We start from the raw sequence: 23,365 nt of genomic DNA, 5'->3' as shown, positions 1-23,365 counted from the left end.
ATAGGTCAATCCTCTCATATAGAGATTAGTGGATTGACACAGAATTTCTAACACTCCCAATCGCAATAAAACCAGAGCAGGAAACATGAAAAACCCACAACGTCATTCTTTAGCACCACCTCTGAATGCAGCAGCCTGGCTCAATACAGCCAGGCCTCTTACCTTGTCTGAGTTGAGGGGGAAGGTTGTGGTAATTCATGCCTTTCAGATGCTATGCCCGGGCTGCGTCACGCATGGCATACCTCAAGCAAGCGCCATTTACGAACTCTATCGACAGGAGCATGTTCAAGTTATTGGCCTGCATACCGTCTTTGAGCACCATGAAGTAATGACACAAGCAGCATTAGCGGCTTTTATCCATGAGTACCGCATACCGTTTCCGGTAGCGATTGACAGGCCATCAGCTACGGGCTCTGTTCCTCACACAATGGAAGCTTATCAAATGCAGGGGACGCCAACGCTTATCGTATTGGATAAGCAAGGCCGGGTGAGACTTAATCAGTTTGGCCGAATGAGCGACATGCAGGTGGGCAGTTTTATTGGTCGCTTGCTGGAAGAAGAAACCCAGGCAGTAGACCACTCTGGTGAGCCCGATCCTGTTCACGATACAGGTACACATAAATGCGATGAGGGCGGATGCTCTCTATAAGCGCCCGAGGCCGCATACAGTGGATAGCGGTAACGTATCCTGTCACGCTGTGAAGATGCCACCTTGGCTTCCTAATACTTCTAGTGACCCATTATCTTGAGCGCTACGAATGGAGCAACGCTAAGGACAGAGTCCTGGAATTTTCCAAATAGGTAAAGTAGGTAACGGGTAGACCATATTCTGGATTGCCAAACGATTACGACTGCCGCCACTCAGCCGTGCTGGATCCCTTGTGGACAAGGATCGGATCCTCCCAATACGCAGGGGTTGCTGATAGCTTTACCGCTGGCGCAAGGCGTTGTACCTCGCCAAATGGCGTTTGCCGCGTAATCATATCGGGGGCAGGCAGCCGATGAGGTTTATCGCCAAACTCCTGCAACAGCGCTTTCTTGTTCATCATGCCCAGACCTTGATACCACATCGCTGCGCGGGTAAGGCTGACCGACACATGATAGCTACCACCTTCCCGCGCACGGCGGGAGACCGCAGCCATCGCGCCAGCAGCACCGAGATAACCCGCGACATGATCGTTGATAAGTAGCGTTGATGGTAATTGCGGCTTTCCGTCAATCGCTTCAAGCATGGTCAACCCCGAAGCCGCACAGCCGAGCATATCGAAACCGCCTCGCATAGCCCAGGGGCCATCCCAACCGTAACAACGAATAGTGACAACAATGATGCCAGGCCTCTCTTTGGCGAGGTCCTCTGGTAGAAAACCGAATTTGCCCAGAGAGCGGCCTCGATAATTATCAACAAAGATATCGGCATCACGTAGTAATTCGTGCGCCTTTGCATGCTGCTTATCGACATTCAGATCAAGAATGGTTGAGCGCGACCCGACATTCGCATCGAGATAGACCCACTCGTGTTCGAAGTCGTCAGGCTTATTAAACTGCAATACGTCCGCACCGTGCTGTGACAGACAACGCCCAACAGTAGGACCGGCAATCGCGTGAGTAGCGGCCAATACACGGACACCCGAGAGTGGTCGACTGCCGGAACCTAATGGCTCCACAGGGCTATCGCCAAGCTTGCGTATCTCTATGAGTGGCGTTTGCGATAGTAAGCGACCTTGCGGATGAGCGAGCCACTCTTCTGGCGTGCGCGCGACACAGGCTGTTAACCCGACAGCGTTCGCGGCATCCTCAAGTGCCTGGGCATCCCACTGGCTAATCGCAGCGCGCACGCTTTCACTGTTTCGATCACAATCCAGAAACTTCAACCACGCTTTGATCTGGTGCGGATAAACCGATGCCACATAGATATGGCGCCCGTCGCGTGTATCGTAAGCATGACTCTGTTCGATTGGATTGTCGGTATAAAAACCAGGATAGGGACCACCGTTAAGAGATGGGTTCGCGGTCATCTCGGGGAACACGCCATGGGCAGCCTGCTCGATGTCGATGCTGATATTTTGCCCGGCGCCACCGCGCTGTCGCCAGTTGATCGCCGCGCCGGCGCCACAAGCCATCGCCGGTAACGCAAATGCAGTTGCCAATGGTGTCGCGCTAGGAAACAATGGCTCACTACCGTTGAACATTATAGTGCCGCCTGTTTCTTCCAGATTGAGGCCAATGCCATGCATCAAGGCGCCGAAATGTCTATCGATAGCTGATTTTTGCGAGGCAGCAATTGCCGGGCTTAACGCTGCCATGCCAGCTGCGGCAACTGCGCCAGCTATAAACTCTCGTCGTGTTGTCATTTAAGCTGAGCTCCTGTCCGCATACAAATGCGGTAAGACTAATTATCGCTTCAATACCTGGCGCGTTATAGCACGTCTGGCTTTGTGGGCGGGTAGTTGACTGACTTGTTAGGCACCTTGGCCACCAGCGTATTGCTTACAAGGACACTCTATATCGAATGCACATCAAGGTTCCAGGCTGCGCGACACCAAACACTGTATTTCATTAGGTCCCCCAGGCATACCCACCAGCTCTGGATCAAAAGCTTCTGGAAACCCGCTGATATCCATGCTGAGAACGCCTGACCCCTGAGGTTCTTGCTGCAGCTCGCCATACGCAACTCTACCTGGTTAATGTAGATTGGCACCCATCCCCTGCAGCACGCTCACGCAGCCCACCTACCCCGATTATCGAGCCAATGGCAGAGATCGATCTTGCCCGAAATCTCCGCGGAGACGTTTTCCAGTTATAAGCCTAGGAATGATAGAACAGTTGGCTATAAGAACCGTATGGCACACCCAGGGCCACAGATTCTGCTTCACCGTTGTTGCGTCTTACCTGGACCAGTATTGCTTTCAATCCTCCAAATGCGCTTCAACGCCTACATTCAACTGCCCACTTGAAGACGCTGACCGCCGGAAGCAGTTTATAGCGGACCGACCGCAAGGCATTGCCGGATGCCCAACCTCAGGTGTGCGGCAACTAATTCAATTACCACAGCCGGGCGATAAGACTGATTCCTTTCTGGCCAGGATGTGAACATGTTCGGTGACAACTCAACATTTGGACGCTAACCCGGTGGCCCTTTCAGCTAGCTCACCTCTTTCCCCGTTCGAGCTTCAAACGCTCAACGCAGGGGTCCATAGCAACCGTTGTCCATTCTTATTATGTGTTGTCATCAAGCACTGCCACTGCTGATATTTCCACTAACATCTCCGGATCGCCCAATGCTTCCACGCCAATCAAACTGGAAGCATTTGCTGGAAACGGCTTACCATCTAGCGCCACATTCATAGCTTCAATGAATTGCCCTGTTACTTCAGGGCAGAGGCCCTTAACAAACATATGACTGCTAACCACATCTGCGGGGGTTGCTCCAGCCGACTCAAGAGCTAATACCAGGTTCTGAAAGGCCTTAATGGTTTGTGCACGGTAATCCCCAACACCAACCAAATTCATCTCATGATCATAAGCACCTTGCCCGGCAATATGAATCGCCTTGGTCCCAGTGCTAGTGACCACCTGGTGAAATCCACGCATCTTGAACAAGGTGTTGGGATTGAGCGGCTGATTAGGCATCGAATGACCCTCTTCCAATAACTATTAAAGCAACGCCAGTTCGTCGCCAGCAGATATGACTCCACCCTTCTCAACCATCACGTTGACCCCCAGGTGACGATCACAATGATCGACCATGGCTCTGGCCATTTTCGCCTCAGCTTTGATACCGCACCATTGTTGTTCCCGCGAGGGCATACTGCAACGCACAGTACGGCTATGAATACGCAATACCGCCTCACCCACTTGCACCCGGCAATCCAACCAGGAATTTTCTGTCAGTTCCGCAAATTTCTTCGATGGTTCAATCAACAAATTGGGCCTGAACCGCCCCTTCACTGCATCGACTTTGCCCAACTCGGAAAGATACTGAAGGGAATTTGTCGTCACCATATGCAGCGGATAAGCGTCGACGTAAGTCCCCGGTGGCGTGACACATTCGGCTAGTGCATTCATCAATTCATCCGGGGTACTTGAAATATCAGGAAATGCTTCCCCTTCAAGCAACTGCATCTCCATTGCCATAGATTCATCAGTACGTGCTTTCGCAAGGCGATAGTGGTCCTTATCACTGGGATGGACCAGTGGAGACAGACAAACTTGTTTGCCCATCTCCGACGACAAAAAAGCCTCGGCATTAGACTCTCGTCCTGCTATCACTTTCCCGCCTGGGCAGTGGATATGGACATCAGGCACCTCATCGGAGAACCCGCTAGACTGTAAATCTTCACCTGCAAGAAGTTCTGCCCGGTAGTTTAGTAAGTCTGGCCAACGCTTGGCGAGGCAAATCTCCCTGGTCTCACCATTGAGGACTGCCCAGCAACGATCTCCAGCAAGGCCACTGCTGTTGACTACGGCAGAATTCAAGCTCTCGCCTCCCATGCTTTTCACCGGATATCGCCAAATCTCTAACAGCTTTCCTAATATCACAATAATCTCACTGGACTAAAATAGTGGAACTCGTCTGCCACTTAACACCTCGCCACGGGGCGCTGCACGTGCTTCCCATGAGTGCCTGGCGAACTGGAGCAAACCAGGGCGATTGTTGTGTTGCCGTGGAGTTAATTCGCTGCTGGACACAACGCTCGACAAACTTTTGATACTGCCCTTTAGTGATAAATAGACGATGAGTGTCGTGGTCCGTCTGACGCCCTTTGTTGAGGTATTGCTTCTGTTCAAAGCTATGGCCGACGACTTTCATTGAATAACGATCAATAGTAAGAAAATATCGAGTATCTTTATCCTGAATTCGATTCACCTTCAAAGGCCCCCTCAGAATGCTAATGCGGCGCTGCGAGGTGACAGAACGCTTCATGCTGCGGCCCGCAACCTGTGTCCCCGCTTACTTGTTTAATGCTCTACAGTGCGTATGCGCATAACCTTTTGAGAGCAACCCGGAAGATGTCTACATAGACCGGTTTTTCGATAGCAACGCACCAAAGAAACCCAAGAGACCTAGCGTGGCCCGATTTATCGCCAATACTTATTGGCAATCGCAATAGTTCTAAACTCTATAGCGACCAATTCTGCTGCATACATCAATAATTGCGGATCATCTTCATATTCCTTTCTAACCGTTTGCTTGATTTCAGGATCTCGTTGAATAGTCCCTATGGTTTTTCTCACCATTTTTATAGCAAGCAAACGCCCTTCAAGAGGCGTTTTGGTAATCAGACTTGGCATGTAGTCTTCAACTTTCGCCTCTTCTGACGCATGTACGGACTGGATAAGGCCAGTTGATAAGAAGGATAGCAGCAACACTGCCTTAAATAGCGTATTCATGATAATTCTCCAATAGCCTCTATGGATGGAAAAGCCGGATTCTTGAAGAGACTAACAAAAATCCAACGTGAGAATCGCTGGCAACTAAAGCGCCGTTACGCTTTAACACTATTCTGCGCTTACCCATAAAATGATCTTCTATACTCGCCCGCACCACAGCGCATTGCCTGACAAGTAGTATGAAATTCTATTTTCCTTCATTAGCGCCAAGACTGAATCTACTTCAGAATCCTACTTCTAGCGTATCATCGAATACGATTAACACTGTAACCAGAGGCGACTAGGAGCCATCCGGTGGACGGCCTCCAACGAGTCTGATTGGCTGGCTAAATGCCGTAATCCCGCTCTACCTTTGCGACGCGGACCCTGAATTCGGAATACCAGGCTTTATGGCCAAGGCGCTGGGCTTCGAGGTGCTCAGCATTTCGCTTCCAGTTCCTGATCGCCTCCTCGCTCGCCCAGTACGAAACGGTGATACCGATATCCTCACGGGCTGACTCGACACCAAGAAACCCCTCCTGCTGGGCTGCCAATTCAACCATTCTTTCGGCCATAGCACCGTATCCATGATCACCATCCGTGCGGACAGAGCTGAAAATCACTGCATAATATGGTGGACTCGGAGTTTTAGTGATCCCTGACATAACTTCCTCAAAGACGGCGCCTGGCGCGCACTTTGGTCAATCCGCATGTGCTGGATAGATCGCATGTGCATCTACTAAATCGTTCCTTATGCACACTGATGACTGTTTGATTAGGCGTATTCAGTAACCGTTACGAAGCTTTTCCCAGTATCACAGCGGATACTCAATTGTTCAAATTCAAATTGGCTGAGCATCCCGGGGTTGCAATTCTCGACCCAAGATTACGCAACTGGGCTACACATGCCCCCGTCGCCGCAAGCTGCTGTCGGGCTATAACGACTAGCTGTGGGGCGCGAACGCGCGGGCTAAAGTACGAAGCAACCCATACACTTTCACCGCGGTGACCAAAGGAAAGGACTACAGCGATTTGTTATGCGCGTTTGTCAACTTTCCACGGAGGGCTTAGCCGATTTTCTCCAGCCCAATACAATTTAATTTTGTTGCCAGATGGATCTTTGATTATCGCTTCTTTCCATAAATAGGGCTCTTCAGTCGGCTGTTGTTCAAAACTGATACCTTTCTGGGTCAGGCTATTACAAAGCTCTTCCAGCATCTCGTGCTCGAAGTAGATAACAGAATGATTTTCAAATTCACCGTATTCCAGCGAAAGAGAAAACGTGGAATCGCCGTCCGGGCAGCTGAAACGAGCATAATGCGGCGTATCCACGATTTGTGTGAAACCCAGTGTGAGGTAAAACTGGACTGCGTCTTCCATGTTCTTAACGGGTAAAGTTACCTGGTTAAGCTCCATTTATCCTCCGGGTGCATAACGTATGCGACAAGGGGGAATTTCGGCATACTGTCCTTCATCGACTACTGATTTTACGCCGAAACTCCGCAAACTTGTCCGTTGAGCGTAATCTTATACCAGGATGAGCCAAACTTTTTGCTGGCGATCCTGTCTTCGATCTAATTCCTGGTTGAAACAACATCCTTAACCAAAGACGCCCAATACAGCTACTTCTCAAGCATTTCACGATCAGTTTCGATAAGACCGTAAATTTCTTCAGCGTCTGTATTGGACAACTGCTCCAGATGGGCCTCTTCAGAAATCTTGATATTCATTGCGATGGTGGCCTGTGAACATAACGCACCCGGTACTGGCGACGGAGCTGTGCTGCGTTTTGCGAGTCCAGTGCGCGGAGGTGCCCGTCCTTGTTAAGTTTCAAACTCGATGCGCTCAAGATCCACAACCTGTGTACCGTCATACGCACAGATCGTAGCGCTCTCCAGCGTCCCACCGATACTGAATGAACTGGCATTTAACTCATCGCAAAGAAACTGAATCCTCCTGGCATCGGGCATGGTGGCAATACCAATATGTGGAATATAGGGTATTTCAATGCGATGAAACTGTTTCAACTTTCCGCTATAAAGCTTGTCGTGAAGTCGACAAATATCACTAAGCCCCTCATCGGGTGTCAGGAAAACATAAAAATCATCTGAATCGGAGTCATCTCCTAAAGCGGCATAGCGGCAAACGAAATCGATGCTTTTCTGATCTTGCAGAATAGTTCGAACATGCTCTGAATACGTATCTTCGGGAAAATCGGAAATCCCAAACACGACGGTGAAGTGGTGATCGACGACATCACGAAATGGAAGGTCGTGCTCGCGCCTGAAAGAACGGATAAATTCATGATCTTTATCGGAAAGCGTGGGGTAGCAGAGAGTGTAGAGCATGGCGAGAAGCTTAACACCCTGCCATCCGGTGCGCACGGGGTATGCGCCCGCTATAGAGAAGCGGAGCGCACTTCAACTTCTTGTTATGCATCGCTGCGCCTGGCGATAAGTATAAGTAGATGCATAGCCTCTCAAACACTGGTGAGCTGAAACTGGCGGCTTCTGAGCTTGCTTTTGCTCAGAAGATAAAAGCATTGCCAAACCCGCGAGCGTTGATTTGTTATCTGATGGTATCTCAATCCGGCAAACCCTCGAACTCTGGCAATACCCCTAACTCTCTATCCCAACAAGCTTTGCTAGATGTAAAGATGTGAGCTGTTGGCAACATAGAGAATTCCGTGTCCAAACACCCTGCGGGAATAACGAGCAGACCTGCGCTATGAGTGCCTGGCAATGCTGAACCACAAAACTTACAGAAACTTTTTCTATGGCGAGTACCTGGAAGCGTAAAGGTGGTCACAGAATCGGCACCCGCCAACCAGGTCAATCTAGCTGACTGCGAAAATAAGTTAGCCGCATGAGCAGACCCGGTATCTTTTTGGCAATGCTGACAGTGACACAGGTAAAAGCTGTCGAACTCCCCTTGCACCTCAAACTTCGCAGTGCCACACAAACAAGATCCAAAGTAATCAGTCATCAAACTCCCTTATTCTGTGGCATGTAGGTGACGCACAGATAACGCCTTTTTCGGTAATGGCTGTGAGTAGAGGCCGAACACCGGAGATGACAGGCATAAACTACACTAACTGTTATGTCGCTTCTAGCCTCTTCCTGCTCTCTGCTGGCCACGTACTTTCAAGATCATACATGCCTTCAAACTGAGGGGTATCTTCTGGTAACAAAACCCAGTCTTGTTTGAACTCAGTAAATATATGTGCGAGCGGCCTTATGTCTTTGGTAATTTCCAGCGTTCCAGACCGGACAAAAGTAATATCTTTGACTGACTCTCTTGGTTTTCCCCACAACCCGTTGCCGCAACACCTGCATGAATAAATATCGTATAGTGCGCCACTGCCACCTTTAAATTCGAAAGTTGTTATATCTCCAGATAAAATCGTAAATTCCTTATCTTCAATAACCATTATTAAATTGAATGCTGTTCCCGTGATGCGCTGACAAAGTGAGCAATGGCAGGCTTGAACGAAAAGAGGTGATTTTTCTAGTTGATACGTTACCTTTCCACAAAGGCACCTTCCCTTTTTGTACATAGTATTCCCCCAAATATTCAAATAGCACCGTTGCTAAAAAAAATTAACGCCGCGTTAAGCGTCCGACCGTGGCTGACGGCTTTTCTGCGCACTCAGAAAAGAGACAGGTAGGGCTCGCTACACCTCCTGTTAAGCGCCATCGACCCCTCCGGGTTTCGGTACTTGATCAAACGTTCCAAGGACGATTCGTCTGTCTTCTTCATCGGAGATATTGTCTATCGCTTGTTCGGCAGTTCGATAGCTAGCGTGATGCTTTTCTGATTCCCCGGCAACATACGAAGCATGTGCATGAACCGTATGCACGAACGCGAGTTCCCAATCTTCCGTCGGGCGGGCGAGGAAATACTCACGTATCTCTTCGGCGAGCCCAAGCGCTAGCCGTCCGGAACCTGCCAGTGCATGTACTTCGGCCAGTAGAGTTTTGGCTCGCATGAAGTTGAGTTCATTACCCACAACGCCCCAATGAAATGAGGCAGCATGTGCTGCATCGACCATTCTTACCGTTTCGTCCGGTGTTCTTGAGGGGTTAGACACCAGACCCCAGGCAAGATTGTTGCTTTCAATCGCAAAGTACCGATGCCAGCTCTCGGGTTTCAGGTCAGATGGTTCGTTTGCCATAATTGATTACACCTAACGCCCAGCTCACTGGCGGAGAAAATTGGCACTTTTTTCTTGCACAAGCAAAAAGCGGCGGTTTGTGGAGTCCAGTGCAACTGCTTTCTATGTGATTGATGCATATCACCTCGTACGAATTTTGGGACGCACTACAAACCAACTAGCCACAACCAAACTACCAAAGCCTGTATACAATACAATGAAAACCCATTCCGGAGCACTATAGTAAAGCAAGCTTTGCAACCAATGCTGAATAAGCGAACCCGAATATGTTTCTGCCTCAGCTTCAGCTCTTAACTTCATTTCCCAAACCGTTAAAGGACAAATAACCCCAACCCATGACTGAACAACAACAATACCGATTGAAACTAAGTGGAGTATTCGGAAGACTCGATTTCTAACCCAGTTCCACTCTAAAAAATACCCTAAATAAATAGCTACCAGCCCAAAAACCACGAAAAGGACAATAAAAAAGTGTACGATTAAAATCGCATCGGCCAGAAATATTAGTAGCGATTCTTTCGACACACCTTTTCACCTATCGCCTAGCGCAGAGGCGAGGCACGTAGTGCTGAGTCCTACACGCGGAGCGCCCGCACTGCCACGGCTTGCTAAGTGGCACTTGGAACCACAGTTGCCTGGTGGTGTAAAAGCTGCCACGAGCTGCTGGCCTTCACCCAGATAGAGCTCCGTAGACTCTCCTGATTAGAAACAACAGCCTTATACTTTACTAAAACCACTCCCTCGGCAAGATCTGTAAAGGTGAAGTCGGATAGATCATAGGCTGCTCCAAAATCTGGAGCAGAGAGAACATCAGATTTGTAGAATACTCTGCCCGAGCTTCCGTACTCTTCGAAATCATCAGCGAGCAGCTCAGTCATTCGCGCTCGGTCATTTCTTATTTCAGGAGAGACAAGATCTCTTTCAAGCGCTTCAAGCATCTTGTAATGAGTCCGCGTCATGCCACATAACGCTTCAAGCAGAGGCGCGCTGTAAGCGCGTCCTGCGAAGAAGGCGCTGTACCGGCTTGACTTGTTAAGTGGCTCACATGCCCAACCCCTTTTCTTGCTTACTCGTTTCGGGTGCATAGTATTCTAGACCACAACTTGCGCAAACCGCCTGCCCTCTAGACATGCGGGTGCTGCAGCGAGGGCATCGCTGAAAATACTGCAAGCTCATCGCGGACACGCCAACAATACAGGTACTCACGCCGACAAGGGCCATCGCTAACGGCGGAATATCGTTGGGAAAGAGAAACGCAAGGCTTGCGATACAGATCAGTACGACCAGGAGTATGAAGTGGATACGCTTCGCTCTGGGTAGCTTCCCCAACTCCTCCCTTTCTTTAGCAGTAGGCACAGTGCTCAACTTAGACATTCAACGCTTACAACACGGGCCGCCGCTACGGCGATCCCGATTGTTCCTACTGGTTAATGGAGCGCGATGTCGGAGACGGCGAGGCATTGCCGACAACGCGACGGCCAAAAAGGGTGCGCCGCGTTTCCGCGGAAACGTTTTGTGGTTATAAGCAGCGCCCTGGTAATTATGACAATGGAGCAGATTCGCAGAAATCACATTTTTCCACAGCGGATCTGTAGATTTCCATGCATACATAGTCGTTGTAGTGCCCATTAACGCCTTGGTAAACGACTGTGCGGTAGCGCAGTCCGACGACCGAGAAGAGTGGAACTAGCCATTTTGTCAGGTTTGCCGCTATCCATGAACACCCAGTAGCAATTCTCGAGGTTTACCACTAGCTTGAAACGTGGCGTAGATAATATATGGAAAGCTGAACATTCCACCCATAACGACACTCAGAAACCCAAACAAATACGCTCTTGAATTCCCCCCCTCACGCCAAACGACCCAAGAGCCCAGAAGCAACAGATGGATGATGAAATCAAAATCAAACTGCGATCGCCAGTTCAGAGCAAGTAGATCATTGATAGCGATAAGAGGCCAGTTCCAACCATGTGCGACTATTGCGATTACAGTAAGCGTGTAAATCGCGATAGTTGATACAGTCAACAGAATCCTTACTTCAATCATCGTGTAGCTACTCCGGCCTGAGGTGCTAAATGCGAACCTAACGTCCGCGTAACCGGACGACAGGGAGCGACCAGCGGAATGGCGTTCCAGGTTGATGCGCTTGTCAGGTTTCTTTCACCTGCAGAGAAACCAATTTCTCATTACTAACAAAATGGCGCCCGACTTCTGTAAACCCATATTTTAAATGCAATGCCTTGGACGCTGTGTTTAGTGGCTCTAAGTTATACTCGCACGCAATAGTATTAACACGCGATTTCGAGAAAGAGAATAAGTCTGAATATAGCGCAGAACCTAAACCTTTACCGTAGCAGCTACTGCTGACAACAATCCTATCTATGTAATGAAACTGCTCATATCTAGAACTGAACCAAGAATAGTTTTCATTGACGTAGTTTCTGCCAGATGGGATTGCTAGCAGAAACCCCTCGACTTCACCATCAATAACTATGGCTTTGTGATAAACAGCCAAAGCGTCGAGATCAGTGACTTTTTCTAGATCCATCTCACTGGTATTTTCGACTTCACTAGAATTCAGTTCAACAATTCGTTTAAAGTCATTCTGAGAAACGTTTCTAATTTTAAAATTAGTCACCTAGAAACCTAACGCTGATGGTAACCGGTGCCGAAGCGCCAGTGGAGGAAACCAAAAGCGGTACGCTTTTGGCGTCCGATTGACCGCCTTGTTATAGCTGTCAGGTGAAAATTTCATAGGCTGCCGATATTCCACCATCGAGAAAGGTCGTCACGAGAAAAGGTACAATCGCTCCTATTACTAGCCCCCAGAATAATGAGAATACCAACGAGTTTTCCCTTCTCGATTGTGTTGGCCAAATAGACTCCATGTGCATTGCGACGATGATCATCACGAGCGCTGACAAAGCGAAAAAATAACCGAACACAGGGGATGCCAGTGACCCGAGCATGACCAAAACCACAACGGTCAACGCGCCAAGCAAAGACTTCACCTGGGGCTTTCCAGGACCCTGACCTCTAAACATACTTGCATCCACCTTGCGGCAATGTGCCATAAGGCGTACAACATGGGCCCGCGGTACACCGGTCCCAATTACTTGTACCTGTTAAGTAGTCTGAGTCATGAATAGAGCCTGATTTCATTTGAATTTCCTCCTTCGCCTGAGATATTCCACGACGACAAGCACAACTAGAACAATTATGGCTATCGTGCCGATTTTGTCGGCTAGAGCTTTAATGTCCACTCCAAATGCTAGAGCTAGAAGAGCGCCTATTTCCGCAACACAAGCTAGAAGAACGTGCATCATTCAAGGCTGCAAAGGTGGTCCTCTTTCTTTTGTCGATCTGTGAACACTTAACGCCTACAACATGGGCCGCTGGTACGGCGGCCCCAATTTCTTGTAACTGCTAGGTGCGATTCTGCACAAGTTGCACGTACCTCCAGACTAAGTACATTATTGCAAAACCAGACAGAACGGCACCAGTTTGCGAGACATAACTTATCGCTCGCGCGACGAACATATAAGATTCGGAAGCCTGAAAAAAACCGTCCCTCGTCTCAGATAAGCCTCCATGGGGTAACAGAAGCAAAAGATAGGGCCCCAGTAGCGCTGGTAGGGTACCAATTGCCATTAGAAGTCCCGCTATGGATTTGCCACCCCACCAAGCGTAAATGCCAGCAGCAAAAACTGACCCAAAAAACGCTAGAGACGAAATTTCTAGAACCATGTCTAAAGTACCTAACGCTTCAAGCAGGGGCAAGCGTAAGTCTGTCCCGGCGCGACGCGCCATTGCTTCTTTGGCTTGTTATGCTGCGGATTCAGCACTGACATCCCAACCAGGAAATACAAGCACTGCTGGGTGGCACTTTAGCGCTCTGGCCAGAACCTTTGCACGCTCCACCCCAAGATTTACTCGCTCTCGTTCGATGGCAGAGATTGTAGATTGGGGAATACCAGCCGCTTCCGCTAGTTGATTCTGGCTGAGCTCTTGTAGCTCACGCATAATGCGAACGGATTCTCCGGGAGATATCCGGACGCGGGATTTTGCTTTTCTGAATTCGCTCATTAGGATTTCCTCCTATAGTCGTGAGGAGTGACCTCTAGTACATAAACTTTGAGTCGATCTCCTTCAGTCTGATAAATCACCCGATACTGTTGATTAAGACGTGAAGAACGATAGCCTTTCCAATCGCCTCGAAGCGCCTCGTCTCGAAAGCCGCGGACGAGCTTCAGCCCAGCAGGACCGGAAATCTCTACCACATCCTTCCATTTCTCGTAGCGCTTCTGGACCTCGATTGGCGCCTTGGCCAACTGCTTATCCAGTCGCCGATGTTCAAATATCGACCACATATATTAAATCGTATATATATCATATTTAGTATATCAATACTTAGACTGCATAACGCCCAAGGCTGAGGCGCGCGTCCTGCGCCGAATGCACCTTGCAGCCCTGACTTGTTATGTGGCGGATAGCCTTAATCATGCGCTAGTCTCTCTTGAATATGGTGTACTGAACTATTGTCCCCAAAATTCCGCCGGCAAGGGACGATTCCAATACTATGAGGATATCTATCTGTGGCGCTAAGAAGAAGCAGTAAGACCAACCCAGAAGTCCACCGACCAAGAGGCCCAGAAAAAGACCTGGAATAAGTAATACGTGGATTAGCCCAGCCACAATTTCTAACATTCGTGTCTCTTCTAGCAGTCGGTCACATAACGCCTAAAGCTGCGGCGGTGAAACCGTCCCTAGCCTTTACTTGTTAAGGGCGGGGCGTTCAAGACGTTCTGCCAACCAAACTTTGATAATAGACTGGCGCGTAACGCCGAGCCTGGCAGCTTCCTTGTCGAGAGACACAATCATCCATTCAGGAAAATCTACATTAACTCTCCTAGGCGTCTGATTCGGTCGCTTTGCAGTAGACAGATCAAGGTCTTCGATAATATCGTCTTTTCCTTGGTCGAATTTCTTGTCGAAATCTTTAGCTTTCATAAAGCTCCACCTCGGCTGCACGCGATCGCCTGACCGAGATAATTCGAATTTCGTCATCTCGGTAAGTAACAACGGCAGACCAATAATTTTCATTGAGACGAGCGATTATCAATGACCTCGGCTCATCATCAGATCTTGCGTTCACTTCCAGTAGGTTGGGGTCATCCCAAAGGATTTGAGCCTGCTTAAAATCTATCCCATGTTTCTTGAGATTTGAGAGGCTTTTCTTTGGGTCATACTGGACCTTATGCATGGTATAAAAAATATACCATTATAGATTGCATGGCAAGTGGGTAGCCATTAACGGGGCGGCCGTTAGGCTGTCCCGGCGCGAGGCGCCCTTGCTGCCTTGACTTGTTAAGGGGAGCGGGGCACGATGTACCAATATGTAATACAGGGTGATAACCATGCCTCGAAATACTAGCGTAACGATCGGAAACCATTTTGAGACCTTCATAGCAGAGCAGGTCGAAGACGGCCGCTATGGAAGCGCCAGCGAAGTCGTTCGGGCCGGATTGCGGCTTTTGGAAGAGCATGAATCGCGGGTACAGCGACTGCGCGCCGCCCTGATTGAAGGCGAGCAGAGCGGCTTTGTGGAGTATAGCCTCGAAGAGTTTATGGAAAGCCTGGATTAACACGGGTGAAAAAATTCCGACTTTCGGCCGCAGCAGATGCTGATCTGAGAAAAATAGCAGAATACACCTCGCAGCATTGGGGACAGCCGCAGCGTGACGCCTATATCAGTGAATTGTTCGATGCGTTTGGTCGTCTTTCGGATACTCCCGAAATCGCAACGAGAGCCGAAGGCATTAGAGCGGGCTACAGAAAATTTCCTCAGGGCAGCCACGTAATTTTCTTCCGGGACTCTGATACCCACAGCATTGAAATAATACGTGTACTGCATAAACGTATGGATGAAGACGCTCACTTCAGCTCCCCTTAACGCCGCCAGCAGCGAGCGCGCTGAAAGCGCGTCCGGGAGCGAACTGCCTGGCCTTGTTACGCGGCCTCAATGACGGCGCTTTGAACTGCTTTGGGGAGATTAGCTTCAACAAAAAGCGAGGATGGATAGAGGTAATCTTCGCCGGACTCATCAATGATCCGAACTTGGCCAATTTTTTCAGCCACAGGGTCAGGAAGTAACTCATAGAGTTTCCTCTTCTCCAACGAAGCCGGATAATCTGAATTTTCTATACAAATCACTAACTTAGAATTTCTCATATCTTACTCTAAGATTCTCTTGATCTTGTGTTCCTTGCGGCCAATTCCTGTAGCCTCATACCAGTGTAACTCTACCAGTACAGTAGTTCCATCTTCGAACTTTACCGTAGCTTCGCCCTTTCTCTTACGCCAGCGACCCGTGCCATAGGCCTTCCGTAGTCGCGGCAACTCCCTGATACCAGAACCTGAAGCGAAGGTCTCTTCATTCTCGATATTGCCAATGATTTCAAATTTCATGCGCGATTCGGAGGGAACGCGTAACGCTTCAAGCAGGGGCGCGGTTTACCGCGTCCCGGCGCGATGCGCCCTTGCTGCCTTGACTTGTTAAGTGTTGTCCTCATGCGGCCGCCATTTCGGTTAGCATATCTTTCAGGTACACCTCTAGATTTGCTGCCAGCGTTCCAATATTGTGTTTTTCTTCATCAACCGTACCCGAATGGACCAGTTTGCTTCTCGCCTCGTAGCACTTCTGAATAAACTTGTGTGATGGGAGATCCTGATAGGTTTTGTTTGGCAAATGAACCAAAGCCATTTTCCTAAGGCTTTGAGATATCGAATCCTTGTAAAGCCAGTTCAATGTACCGAGGATCGAGCGTTTTTCTTGATCTGATAGATTGGCTGACTTGGCTACGTTTCGAAGCTCATCAACAACACTGTGCACCTCAGTAGACCTATCCTCTGGCGATAAAATCGACTCCGCCGCCAGCACCAGGGTCAAGAATCTTGCTCTAGATGATGATTCAAAAAATGACGAGGTCATTAATTCCATTGCCAGTTTTAGCTGTTCGCTCAGTGCGTAAGATTCACTTATCAGATCTATTAGCTTACCTGTGAAGAATTCAGCGTTACGAACATTTACCAGCCCCGTTGTAAATATTGATGAACAAGTAGTCGGATACTCTTCACTGTATGCAGTTACACCATGGACGTCGTCGATCATCACTACCCCATGTTCATCAAACACCTTGTCCTTTACATAGTTCGATACAAACCCGCTAGCTTTATCTTTTCCAACGTCCACTCCGATCCTAAATACTGTCCCGTAACATAGGACGGCGTCCTTTAGCCTAAAGCCATAATCTAAGGCCTCTTTCTCGGTTGAATAGCCTCCGGACAAAATGACAAACGAATTTGCTTCACAGAACCTGCTAGCTCCGACCGCGTGTAAGGTAGCTACCCTCCCATTCGGGAGAGCAAATTCGTACTGACCCTCATCTCCAGAGATTATGCCTTTGTGCGCGATATTGAAGCGAAATCTGAATCTGAAAGTTGGCATGGCGCTGTAGACACTTAACGCCGTGCTCTGGGGCAAACCGAAGCGCAGCGTAGGTTAGTCCCTAGCAGCACCTTGTTATGCCAATTTTCTTGCTTTAGAAATATCCAACTCATATTTCCCTACACTCTCGTAAAATCTTGCGGCCTCTGTTGCCTTGGATATTTCTCCGTAATAGACAATATTCAGCGTGCCTTCGGTAAACTGTAGAATCATTACATCATCTGCTTTATCGAGTGTTGATGCCGAAATAGGAACAAAGCCGGTTATCTGAGCGGTAGTTTTAACACTAATTCTACGACCACATGAAGACACAACGTCAAAGCCATGCTGGTTAGCTGTGTGTGCCAATGTTCCGTTAATTTCTAACGCACAGAAAAACTCTCCGAGTCTTCCAATTAAATGCCGGACTTCCGTAGGCTTTACACCAAACTCACGAATCTCGAGATCTATAAGATCAAGGTACTTATCGTAAAGTATTTTAATTTGGTCTCGAGAAATCACGACTTACTCTCAAAGGGCATAACGCTTCAAGCAGGGGCCGCTGTTAAGCGGTCCCGGCGCGAAGCGCCCTTGCTGCCTTGACTTGTTAATGCGCATAGCACTAGTAGCAAAGCGCACTCTCGATACCCTCGTCTTCAATTAGCCAATCTAGCATTGCAGTAAAGCCATCTTCATCGAATGGGACTCCCCCGGCAGCCTTCATCTGAACCAGAGACTTAGCGATTGCGGCTGCAAAAGAATACGGGATCAAAAACCAGCCAGTCTCCTCGCCTTGCCAGGGTTTGACATTCTCGTTGCCCTCACACCAACGAAGGGCCATAGCGGTCCTTTTGCCATCGCTTAGCAAAGCTACGGCGGTCTCTCCGTATCCTCCGGCGTAAACAAGATGCTGGAGGTTCCATTCTCCTGGGCCAGATTTCGGGTGTATAACCATACGCTTTAACAGCTTAGTATTGGGATAGGACTAATTCTCATGTTTTCTCTCTATCACTTCAATTTAACCTCTATACAAACCAGTTAGTGCCAATCTAACAACAGCTTATACAATTACGCTATTCAAAAAACCGTTATACGAGAAAAATCGCAACGCCATTTTCATCAAATGCGTTCACCACGCAGCCATCCGTTCAACGAAAACGGAATAGAAATCAAATCGTTAAACTATTGAAGGATAAGCGCTGTCGATAATTCCTCTGAAAAACCGGCTTGAAAAGCACCGCTACTCGAATACTGTTTACTCAAGCAAGCTTACCTCAGCCGGTGATTCTTATGTCCAGGAAAGGATCCAACAAAGGGAATGATATTCCGCACCACATTCCCCCCCAATCGCAAAGATTCACCCATCAGGTCAGGCGGCATATGCGGGGTGCCGGTTACGCGTATCAAACCGAGAAAACCTATATTCACTGGATCAAGCGTTACATTCTTTTCCACAAAAAGCGCCATCCCAAGGTGCTTGGTGAACAACACATTGAACAGTTTCTGGAGCACCTGGGAACAGATCTGCAATGTTCGCCGGCCACGCAGCGCATCGCGCTCAACGCCTTAATCTATCTGTACAGGCGATTCCTGGGCCGGGAGCTGCAGCCGCTGTCGTTTGCCCACGCAGCACCAAAGAAGCGGCTACCGGTTGTGCTTGGTCACCAAGAGGTAAAACGGATTCTGGCGCACCTTGATGGCAAGTATCGACTGATGGTGGAACTACTCTACGGCGCGGGTCTGCGCCAGAATGAACTGCTTTCGCTGCGGGTAAAAGACCTGGACTTTGAGCTGGACACAATCACCGTGCGGTCAGGCAAAGGCGATAAAGACCGTACCACTCTGCTCCCCACATCACTCGCGGCAGCGTTAACTGAACAGATCGCCGCTGTATCGACGCTACATGCGCGCGACCTGGAAGACGGTTTTGGTGAGGTGTACCTGCCGCATGCGCTAAGTCGCAAATACCCCACGGCGGCGATAGAACCCGGATGGCAGTTCCTGTTTCCGTCCAGCCACATCGGCGCAGACCCGCTCAGCGGTGTCTTGCGCCGCCATCACCTGCATAACACCAGCCTGCGCAAGCATATCCGTCGCGCCAGATTGGCGGCGAACATACATAAACCGGTGAGCAGCCACACCTTCCGGCACAGCTTCGCCACCCGCCTGCTGCAAAAGGGGTACGACTTGCGCACCATTCAAAAGCTGCTGGGCCATGCCGACGTCAAAACAACCGAAATCTACACGCACGTACTGGGCCGCGGGGCCATGGGCGTTATCAGCCCGGTGGACGACTGACTGCACGCTGATATTTGACGAAACCGGAATACTGTATAAATATACAGTATATGCCAGACTATGCCGAACTTCACTGCCTGAGCTGCTACAGCTTCCTGCGCAGCGCGTCTCACCCCCATGAGTTGGTGGAACGTGCGTCTCAGCTGGGTTATGCCGCGCTGGCCATTACCGACGAGTGCTCGCTGTCGGGCATCGTGAAGGCCCATGTGGCGGCCAGGAATGCGGGGCTGCAGCTGATTGTAGGCAGCGAATTCCGCCTTGAGGAAGGCATTCGCCTGGTGGCGCTGGTGCCATCACGGGCTGCTTACAGTGAACTGTCCGGGCTGATCAGCATGGCCCGGCGGCGCAGCCCCAAGGGGGAGTATCGGGCCAGCCTGCGAGACGTGGTGTTTCACCTCAAGCGATGTCTGTTGATCTGGCTGCCCGGCGGCAACGACGACCACGACCTCGCCTATGGCCGGCAACTGGCACGCCTGTGCAAGGACCGGGTGTGGCTGGGGGTCAGCCACCTGCTGGGCAACGATGAAGCCAGTCGTTTTTTGCGTGCCTGCAATTTAGCGGCGCAGCTCAATCTTCCCATGGTCGCCTGTGGGGATGTGCGTATGCACATTGCCTCGCGCAAGCCGTTGCACGATGTTTTCACCGCCCTGCACCACAACACCAGCATTGAGCAGCTGGGCCGGCGGCGTCTGGGTAACAGTCAACAGCACCTGCGCAAACTGGATAAAATACGCGGCCTCTACCCCCCTGCCCTGCTTGAAGAGACTTTGCGCATTGCCCGGCGGTGTGACTTCAGCCTGGATGAATTACGCTACGAGTACCCTGAAGAAGTCGTACCTGCGGGGCAGAACGCCACCGGCTACCTGCGCCAGCTGGTAACAGAAGGTGGTGCACGCCGCTGGCCCGCCGGCGTACCCGCTGCGGTGCAGCAACGCATTGAACGTGAGCTGGCGTTAATTGAAGAGCTCAACTACGAGTATTACTTTCTCACCGTGTACGACATTGTCGACTTCGCCCGCTCACGTGGCATTCTCTGCCAGGGCCGCGGGTCCGCCGCCAACTCGGTGGTGTGCTACTGCCTGGGCATTACCGAGGTATCGCCGGAACAGATATCCCTGCTCTTCGAGCGCTTCATCTCCAAAGAACGCGACGAACCGCCGGATATCGACGTGGACTTCGAGCACGAGCGCCGTGAAGAGGTCATCCAGTACATCTATCGCAAGTACAGCCGCCGTCGCGCCGCCCTGGCCGCCACCCTCATCACCTACCGGGCACGCAGTGCAGTGCGCGATGTAGGCAAGGCCCTGGGGCTGGACCAGGCGTTCGTCGACGACCTGGCCAAGTCCATGGCCTGGTGGGACCGCACCGCAGACCTGGCCAAACGCTTCGAGGAACAGGGCGTGGCAGGGCACGGCCGCCAGGCCGAGCTGTTCTTTTCCCTGGTGCAGCAGATTCTCGGTTTCCCCCGCCACTTGTCCCAACACGTGGGCGGCTTTGTGATTACCCGCAGCCCCATCTCTACCCTGGTACCGGTAGAAAATGCCAGCATGGCCGACCGCACCGTGATCCAGTGGGACAAGGAGGACATCGAATCCCTGGGTCTGTTGAAAGTCGACATTCTCGCGCTGGGCATGCTCTCCGCCATCAGGAAGAGCCTGCAAATGGTCAACCGCTATAATCCCGCCATTGCCAGCATCAGCGATATACCCAAGGAAGACGCCGCCACCTACAAAATGCTGCAACAGGCAGACACCGTCGGGGTCTTCCAGATTGAGTCACGGGCGCAGATGACCATGCTGCCGCGACTCAAACCCGCCTGCTTCTATGACCTGGTGATAGAAATCGCCATCGTCCGCCCCGGACCCATACAGGGCGACATGGTCCACCCCTACCTGCGCCGCAAACAGGGCAAGGAGGCTGTCACCTACCCCAGCGAGGAAATCAGGAGCGTACTGAAAAGCACTCTGGGCGTGCCCATTTTCCAGGAGCAGGTGATCAAGCTGGCCATGGTGGCGGCAGGGTTCTCCGGTGGCGAGGCGGACCAGCTGCGCCGGGCCATCGCCAACTGGGGCCGCCACAGCCGACTGCTGGAATTCGAACACAAACTGACCCGCGGCATGGTCGAACGCGGCTATGACGAGGACTTTGCCCGCCGCCTGTTCAACCAGATCAAGGGCTTTGCCGGTTACGGCTTTCCGGAATCCCACTCGGCGAGCTTCGCACTGCTGGCCTATGTATCCTCCTGGCTCAAGCGCCACCACCCGGCGGCTTTTTTCACCGGCCTGCTCAACAGTCAGCCCATGGGCTTTTACAGTCCGTCACAACTCATCCAGGATGCAAAACGCCACGGCGTCACCGCATTACCCATAGACGTTAACCAGAGCGACTGGGATCACCGCCTGATGGATTGTCCCGGCAGCACCCGCCACCCGATCCTGCTCGGGCTGCGCCTGGTAAAGGGGCTTGGCCGGGAGGGCGCGCAACGCCTTGTCGAGGCCCGTCGTCAGGCGCCGTTCCGCCAGGTCAGCGACCTGCGCCGGCGCGCGCAACTGGACAAACGCGACATGGAGGCCCTCGCAGACGCCGACGCCCTGGCCTCACTGACCGGACATCGTCACCAGTCCCAATGGCAGATCATGGCACTGGAAGAGGCGCGCCCGTTATTGCAGGGTGAACAGTTCCAGAACGCGCGCCACTTCGACGACGGGGTGGCGTTACCGGCACCGGCTGTTGCCGAAGAAGTGCTCGCGGATTATCGCGCCACTGGCCTGACTCTGCGCGCCCACCCCATGAGCCTGCTGCGTGACAGGCCGCCTTTCAATCGCTGTGTATGCCAGACCGACCTGGCCGGCATCAGCAATAACCGTTTTGTGCGTATTGCCGGTCTGATCACCTGCCGCCAGCGCCCCGGCACCGCCTCGGGCGTGCTGTTTCTCACCCTGGAAGACGAAACGGGCAGCAGCAATATTGTTGTCTGGAAAAGCACCCAGGCCCATTTTCGCCAGGCACTGATGTCGGCAAAGCTGCTGCTGGTCACCGGCACCGTGGAAACGGTGGACAATGTGACCCATGTAGTCGCCGGCGCACTGCAGGACTGCACCCAGGCGCTGGAAAGCCTGCAGTTGAAATCACGGGATTTTCACTGAGCGTCGAACCACACTAGCCGGCTGGCAACCTGCCTGCCGGCAACTGATCTACACTACAGTTGCCAACCGCAGCACCAGACCACGTCGACAACAAGAGGCAGCGAGCAGACGATATGGCCGCAAACGAAAACACCTTCGACCAACAACAGATGCTGGAGGCTATACGCCAGTCGGTTCGCGAATCGGCGAGCTACACCGGGCGCGACGCCTTGAGCGAGCGGGTGATGGACGCGATGGCGAGGGTGCCCAGGGAAGCCTTCGTACTGCCCGAATACCGACACCTCGCCTACCGCAATACGCCGCTGGCCATCGCCGCTGGGCAGACCATCTCGCAACCGCTTATCGTCGCCCTGATGACCGACCTGCTGGACCCGGGAGCCGACGACGTTATTCTCGAAGTGGGCACAGGCTCAGGCTATCAGGCCGCAGTGCTCGCCGAACTGGTGCGCGCTGTCTACTCCGTTGAAATTGTCACCGAGCTGGCCGATTCCGCTGCGGCGGCGCTGGCGAAGCTGGGCTATGACAACGTCCAGGTTCGCGCCGGAGACGGCTACGCCGGCTGGCCAGAGCACGCCCCCTACGACGGCGTGATCGTCACCGCGGCGGCGGAGCACATACCCCAGCCATTGCTGGATCAACTGAAGCCGGGAGGAAAGCTGGTAATACCCGTGGGCGAACACCGCGGAGTGCAGGAACTGTTACTGCTGCAAGTGGGCGAGAACGGGGATATTGAGCAGCGTTCCATATTGCCGGTGCGCTTCGTGCCGCTCACCGGCGACCACGGCAGCCCGGGCTGATCCTGCAGGCACAGGATGTACCAGATGCCGCTGTGCGGCCAATAGCCTCGCACTTTCGAGGGCAAGGCCAGCAGCCGGCCTGCGGCGGAGACAC

General features: G+C 51.4%; 30 protein-coding genes. 6 read left to right on the top strand and 24 right to left on the bottom strand.

Annotation, left to right across the window (positions count from 1 at the left end; translation table 11 throughout):
* Positions 1 to 85: 85 nt before the first annotated feature.
* Entirely contained in the window at positions 86 to 649 is a 564-nt protein-coding gene (locus tag C0039_RS15100; protein WP_075998964.1) for a peroxiredoxin family protein, read from the top strand.
* 196 nt (positions 650 to 845) lie between these two features.
* On the opposite strand, the gene C0039_RS15095 is transcribed toward C0039_RS15100, so the two are convergent.
* From C0039_RS15095 to C0039_RS21510, 20 genes are all read right to left on the bottom strand, one after another.
* Positions 846 to 2,303 (bottom strand): CoA transferase, encoded by a 1,458-nt coding sequence (locus tag C0039_RS15095; protein ID WP_076002094.1) that lies wholly within the window; start codon positions 2,301 to 2,303, stop codon positions 846 to 848.
* 913 nt (positions 2,304 to 3,216) lie between these two features.
* Entirely contained in the window at positions 3,217 to 3,630 is a 414-nt protein-coding gene (locus tag C0039_RS15090) for a RidA family protein (RefSeq protein WP_075998965.1), read from the bottom strand.
* A gap of 24 nt (positions 3,631 to 3,654) precedes the next feature.
* Positions 3,655 to 4,539 carry an MOSC domain-containing protein gene (locus C0039_RS15085; RefSeq protein ID WP_075998966.1) on the bottom strand — a complete coding sequence of 295 codons (885 nt, stop codon included), beginning with the start codon at positions 4,537 to 4,539 and terminating at the stop codon, positions 3,655 to 3,657.
* Positions 4,540 to 4,546: 7 nt separating this feature from the next.
* Positions 4,547 to 4,924 (bottom strand): hypothetical protein, encoded by a 378-nt coding sequence (locus C0039_RS20940; protein ID WP_075998967.1) that lies wholly within the window; start codon positions 4,922 to 4,924, stop codon positions 4,547 to 4,549.
* Between the two features lie 155 nt (positions 4,925 to 5,079).
* Positions 5,080 to 5,391 carry a hexameric tyrosine-coordinated heme protein gene (locus C0039_RS15080; protein ID WP_084179191.1) on the bottom strand — a complete coding sequence of 104 codons (312 nt, stop codon included), beginning with the start codon at positions 5,389 to 5,391 and terminating at the stop codon, positions 5,080 to 5,082.
* Positions 5,392 to 5,717: 326 nt separating this feature from the next.
* Positions 5,718 to 6,035, bottom strand: a complete 318-nt coding sequence (locus C0039_RS15075; protein WP_101518512.1) for an antibiotic biosynthesis monooxygenase family protein — start codon at positions 6,033 to 6,035, stop codon at positions 5,718 to 5,720.
* A gap of 370 nt (positions 6,036 to 6,405) precedes the next feature.
* Positions 6,406 to 6,786 carry a VOC family protein gene (locus C0039_RS15070; protein ID WP_101518511.1) on the bottom strand — a complete coding sequence of 127 codons (381 nt, stop codon included), beginning with the start codon at positions 6,784 to 6,786 and terminating at the stop codon, positions 6,406 to 6,408.
* Between the two features lie 407 nt (positions 6,787 to 7,193).
* A complete protein-coding gene (locus C0039_RS15065) occupies positions 7,194 to 7,754 on the bottom strand; it encodes a 2'-5' RNA ligase family protein (protein WP_133126011.1) in 561 nt (186 codons plus the stop codon).
* 199 nt (positions 7,755 to 7,953) lie between these two features.
* On the bottom strand, positions 7,954 to 8,355 hold the full coding sequence (locus C0039_RS15060; protein WP_075998971.1) for a GFA family protein: 402 nt from the start codon (positions 8,353 to 8,355) through the stop codon (positions 7,954 to 7,956).
* A 112-nt stretch (positions 8,356 to 8,467) separates the two neighbouring features.
* Positions 8,468 to 8,926: a GFA family protein gene (locus C0039_RS15055; RefSeq protein ID WP_101518509.1), complete on the bottom strand. Its 459-nt coding sequence runs from the start codon at positions 8,924 to 8,926 to the stop codon at positions 8,468 to 8,470.
* Positions 8,927 to 9,055: 129 nt separating this feature from the next.
* A complete protein-coding gene (locus C0039_RS15050; RefSeq protein ID WP_101518508.1) occupies positions 9,056 to 9,544 on the bottom strand; it encodes a hypothetical protein in 489 nt (162 codons plus the stop codon).
* Positions 9,545 to 9,664: 120 nt separating this feature from the next.
* The gene (locus tag C0039_RS15045; protein WP_075998974.1) at positions 9,665 to 10,069 is read right to left on the bottom strand and encodes a DUF2784 domain-containing protein; all 405 of its coding nucleotides are present in this window, start codon (positions 10,067 to 10,069) and stop codon (positions 9,665 to 9,667) included.
* Between the two features lie 83 nt (positions 10,070 to 10,152).
* Positions 10,153 to 10,482, bottom strand: coding sequence for a nuclear transport factor 2 family protein (locus tag C0039_RS15040; RefSeq protein ID WP_165787146.1), 330 nt, complete (start codon positions 10,480 to 10,482; stop codon positions 10,153 to 10,155).
* 772 nt (positions 10,483 to 11,254) lie between these two features.
* A complete protein-coding gene (locus C0039_RS15035; RefSeq protein WP_101518507.1) occupies positions 11,255 to 11,590 on the bottom strand; it encodes a hypothetical protein in 336 nt (111 codons plus the stop codon).
* A gap of 103 nt (positions 11,591 to 11,693) precedes the next feature.
* Positions 11,694 to 12,182: a GNAT family N-acetyltransferase gene (locus C0039_RS15030; protein ID WP_075998977.1), complete on the bottom strand. Its 489-nt coding sequence runs from the start codon at positions 12,180 to 12,182 to the stop codon at positions 11,694 to 11,696.
* Between the two features lie 100 nt (positions 12,183 to 12,282).
* Positions 12,283 to 12,555 (bottom strand): hypothetical protein, encoded by a 273-nt coding sequence (locus tag C0039_RS15025; protein WP_101518506.1) that lies wholly within the window; start codon positions 12,553 to 12,555, stop codon positions 12,283 to 12,285.
* Between the two features lie 814 nt (positions 12,556 to 13,369).
* Complete coding sequence (locus C0039_RS15015) at positions 13,370 to 13,630, bottom strand: helix-turn-helix transcriptional regulator (RefSeq protein WP_075998980.1); 261 nt, start codon at positions 13,628 to 13,630, stop codon at positions 13,370 to 13,372.
* Positions 13,630 to 13,914: a type II toxin-antitoxin system RelE/ParE family toxin gene (locus C0039_RS21515; protein ID WP_075998981.1), complete on the bottom strand. Its 285-nt coding sequence runs from the start codon at positions 13,912 to 13,914 to the stop codon at positions 13,630 to 13,632. Before C0039_RS21515 ends, C0039_RS15015 begins: the two co-directional genes overlap by 1 nt.
* 403 nt (positions 13,915 to 14,317) lie before the next feature.
* Positions 14,318 to 14,554, bottom strand: coding sequence for a type II toxin-antitoxin system BrnA family antitoxin (gene brnA, locus C0039_RS15000; protein ID WP_075998983.1), 237 nt, complete (start codon positions 14,552 to 14,554; stop codon positions 14,318 to 14,320).
* A complete protein-coding gene (locus C0039_RS21510; protein ID WP_101518505.1) occupies positions 14,544 to 14,807 on the bottom strand; it encodes a BrnT family toxin in 264 nt (87 codons plus the stop codon). The genes brnA and C0039_RS21510 overlap by 11 nt, the downstream gene beginning before the upstream one ends.
* 154 nt (positions 14,808 to 14,961) lie before the next feature.
* On the opposite strand from C0039_RS21510, the gene C0039_RS14990 reads away from it, so the two are divergent.
* Both C0039_RS14990 and C0039_RS14985 read left to right on the top strand, forming a co-directional pair.
* The gene (locus tag C0039_RS14990; RefSeq protein ID WP_075998985.1) at positions 14,962 to 15,189 is read left to right on the top strand and encodes a type II toxin-antitoxin system ParD family antitoxin; all 228 of its coding nucleotides are present in this window, start codon (positions 14,962 to 14,964) and stop codon (positions 15,187 to 15,189) included.
* A 5-nt stretch (positions 15,190 to 15,194) separates the two neighbouring features.
* A complete protein-coding gene (locus tag C0039_RS14985) occupies positions 15,195 to 15,497 on the top strand; it encodes a type II toxin-antitoxin system RelE/ParE family toxin (RefSeq protein ID WP_075998986.1) in 303 nt (100 codons plus the stop codon).
* A gap of 56 nt (positions 15,498 to 15,553) precedes the next feature.
* On the opposite strand, the gene C0039_RS14980 is transcribed toward C0039_RS14985, so the two are convergent.
* The 4 genes from C0039_RS14980 to C0039_RS20935 form a co-directional block, all read right to left on the bottom strand.
* A complete protein-coding gene (locus tag C0039_RS14980) occupies positions 15,554 to 15,775 on the bottom strand; it encodes a hypothetical protein (protein WP_075998987.1) in 222 nt (73 codons plus the stop codon).
* Positions 15,776 to 15,778: 3 nt separating this feature from the next.
* Positions 15,779 to 16,012, bottom strand: a complete 234-nt coding sequence (locus C0039_RS14975; RefSeq protein WP_075998988.1) for a hypothetical protein — start codon at positions 16,010 to 16,012, stop codon at positions 15,779 to 15,781.
* Between the two features lie 100 nt (positions 16,013 to 16,112).
* Positions 16,113 to 16,796 carry a HEPN domain-containing protein gene (locus C0039_RS14970; RefSeq protein WP_133126010.1) on the bottom strand — a complete coding sequence of 228 codons (684 nt, stop codon included), beginning with the start codon at positions 16,794 to 16,796 and terminating at the stop codon, positions 16,113 to 16,115.
* Positions 16,797 to 17,126: 330 nt separating this feature from the next.
* Positions 17,127 to 17,552: a DUF6998 domain-containing protein gene (locus C0039_RS20935; protein WP_133126009.1), complete on the bottom strand. Its 426-nt coding sequence runs from the start codon at positions 17,550 to 17,552 to the stop codon at positions 17,127 to 17,129.
* A gap of 768 nt (positions 17,553 to 18,320) precedes the next feature.
* On the opposite strand from C0039_RS20935, the gene C0039_RS14955 reads away from it, so the two are divergent.
* The 3 genes from C0039_RS14955 to C0039_RS14945 all read left to right on the top strand — a co-directional run bounded on the left by C0039_RS14955 (position 18,321) and on the right by C0039_RS14945 (position 23,271).
* Positions 18,321 to 19,328 (top strand): integron integrase, encoded by a 1,008-nt coding sequence (locus C0039_RS14955; protein ID WP_075998996.1) that lies wholly within the window; start codon positions 18,321 to 18,323, stop codon positions 19,326 to 19,328.
* Between the two features lie 50 nt (positions 19,329 to 19,378).
* Positions 19,379 to 22,474, top strand: coding sequence for an error-prone DNA polymerase (locus C0039_RS14950; protein WP_101518501.1), 3,096 nt, complete (start codon positions 19,379 to 19,381; stop codon positions 22,472 to 22,474).
* Between the two features lie 113 nt (positions 22,475 to 22,587).
* Positions 22,588 to 23,271 (top strand): protein-L-isoaspartate(D-aspartate) O-methyltransferase, encoded by a 684-nt coding sequence (locus tag C0039_RS14945; RefSeq protein ID WP_207796462.1) that lies wholly within the window; start codon positions 22,588 to 22,590, stop codon positions 23,269 to 23,271.
* Positions 23,272 to 23,365 lie beyond the last annotated feature (94 nt).

Origin of the sequence: Pseudohalioglobus lutimaris (assembly GCF_002866825.1) — a bacterium.
Lineage (GTDB): Bacteria > Pseudomonadota > Gammaproteobacteria > Pseudomonadales > Halieaceae > Halioglobus > Halioglobus lutimaris.
The sequence above is the reverse complement of the archived record's forward strand: the minus strand, read 5'-3'. Positions and strand labels throughout refer to the sequence as shown.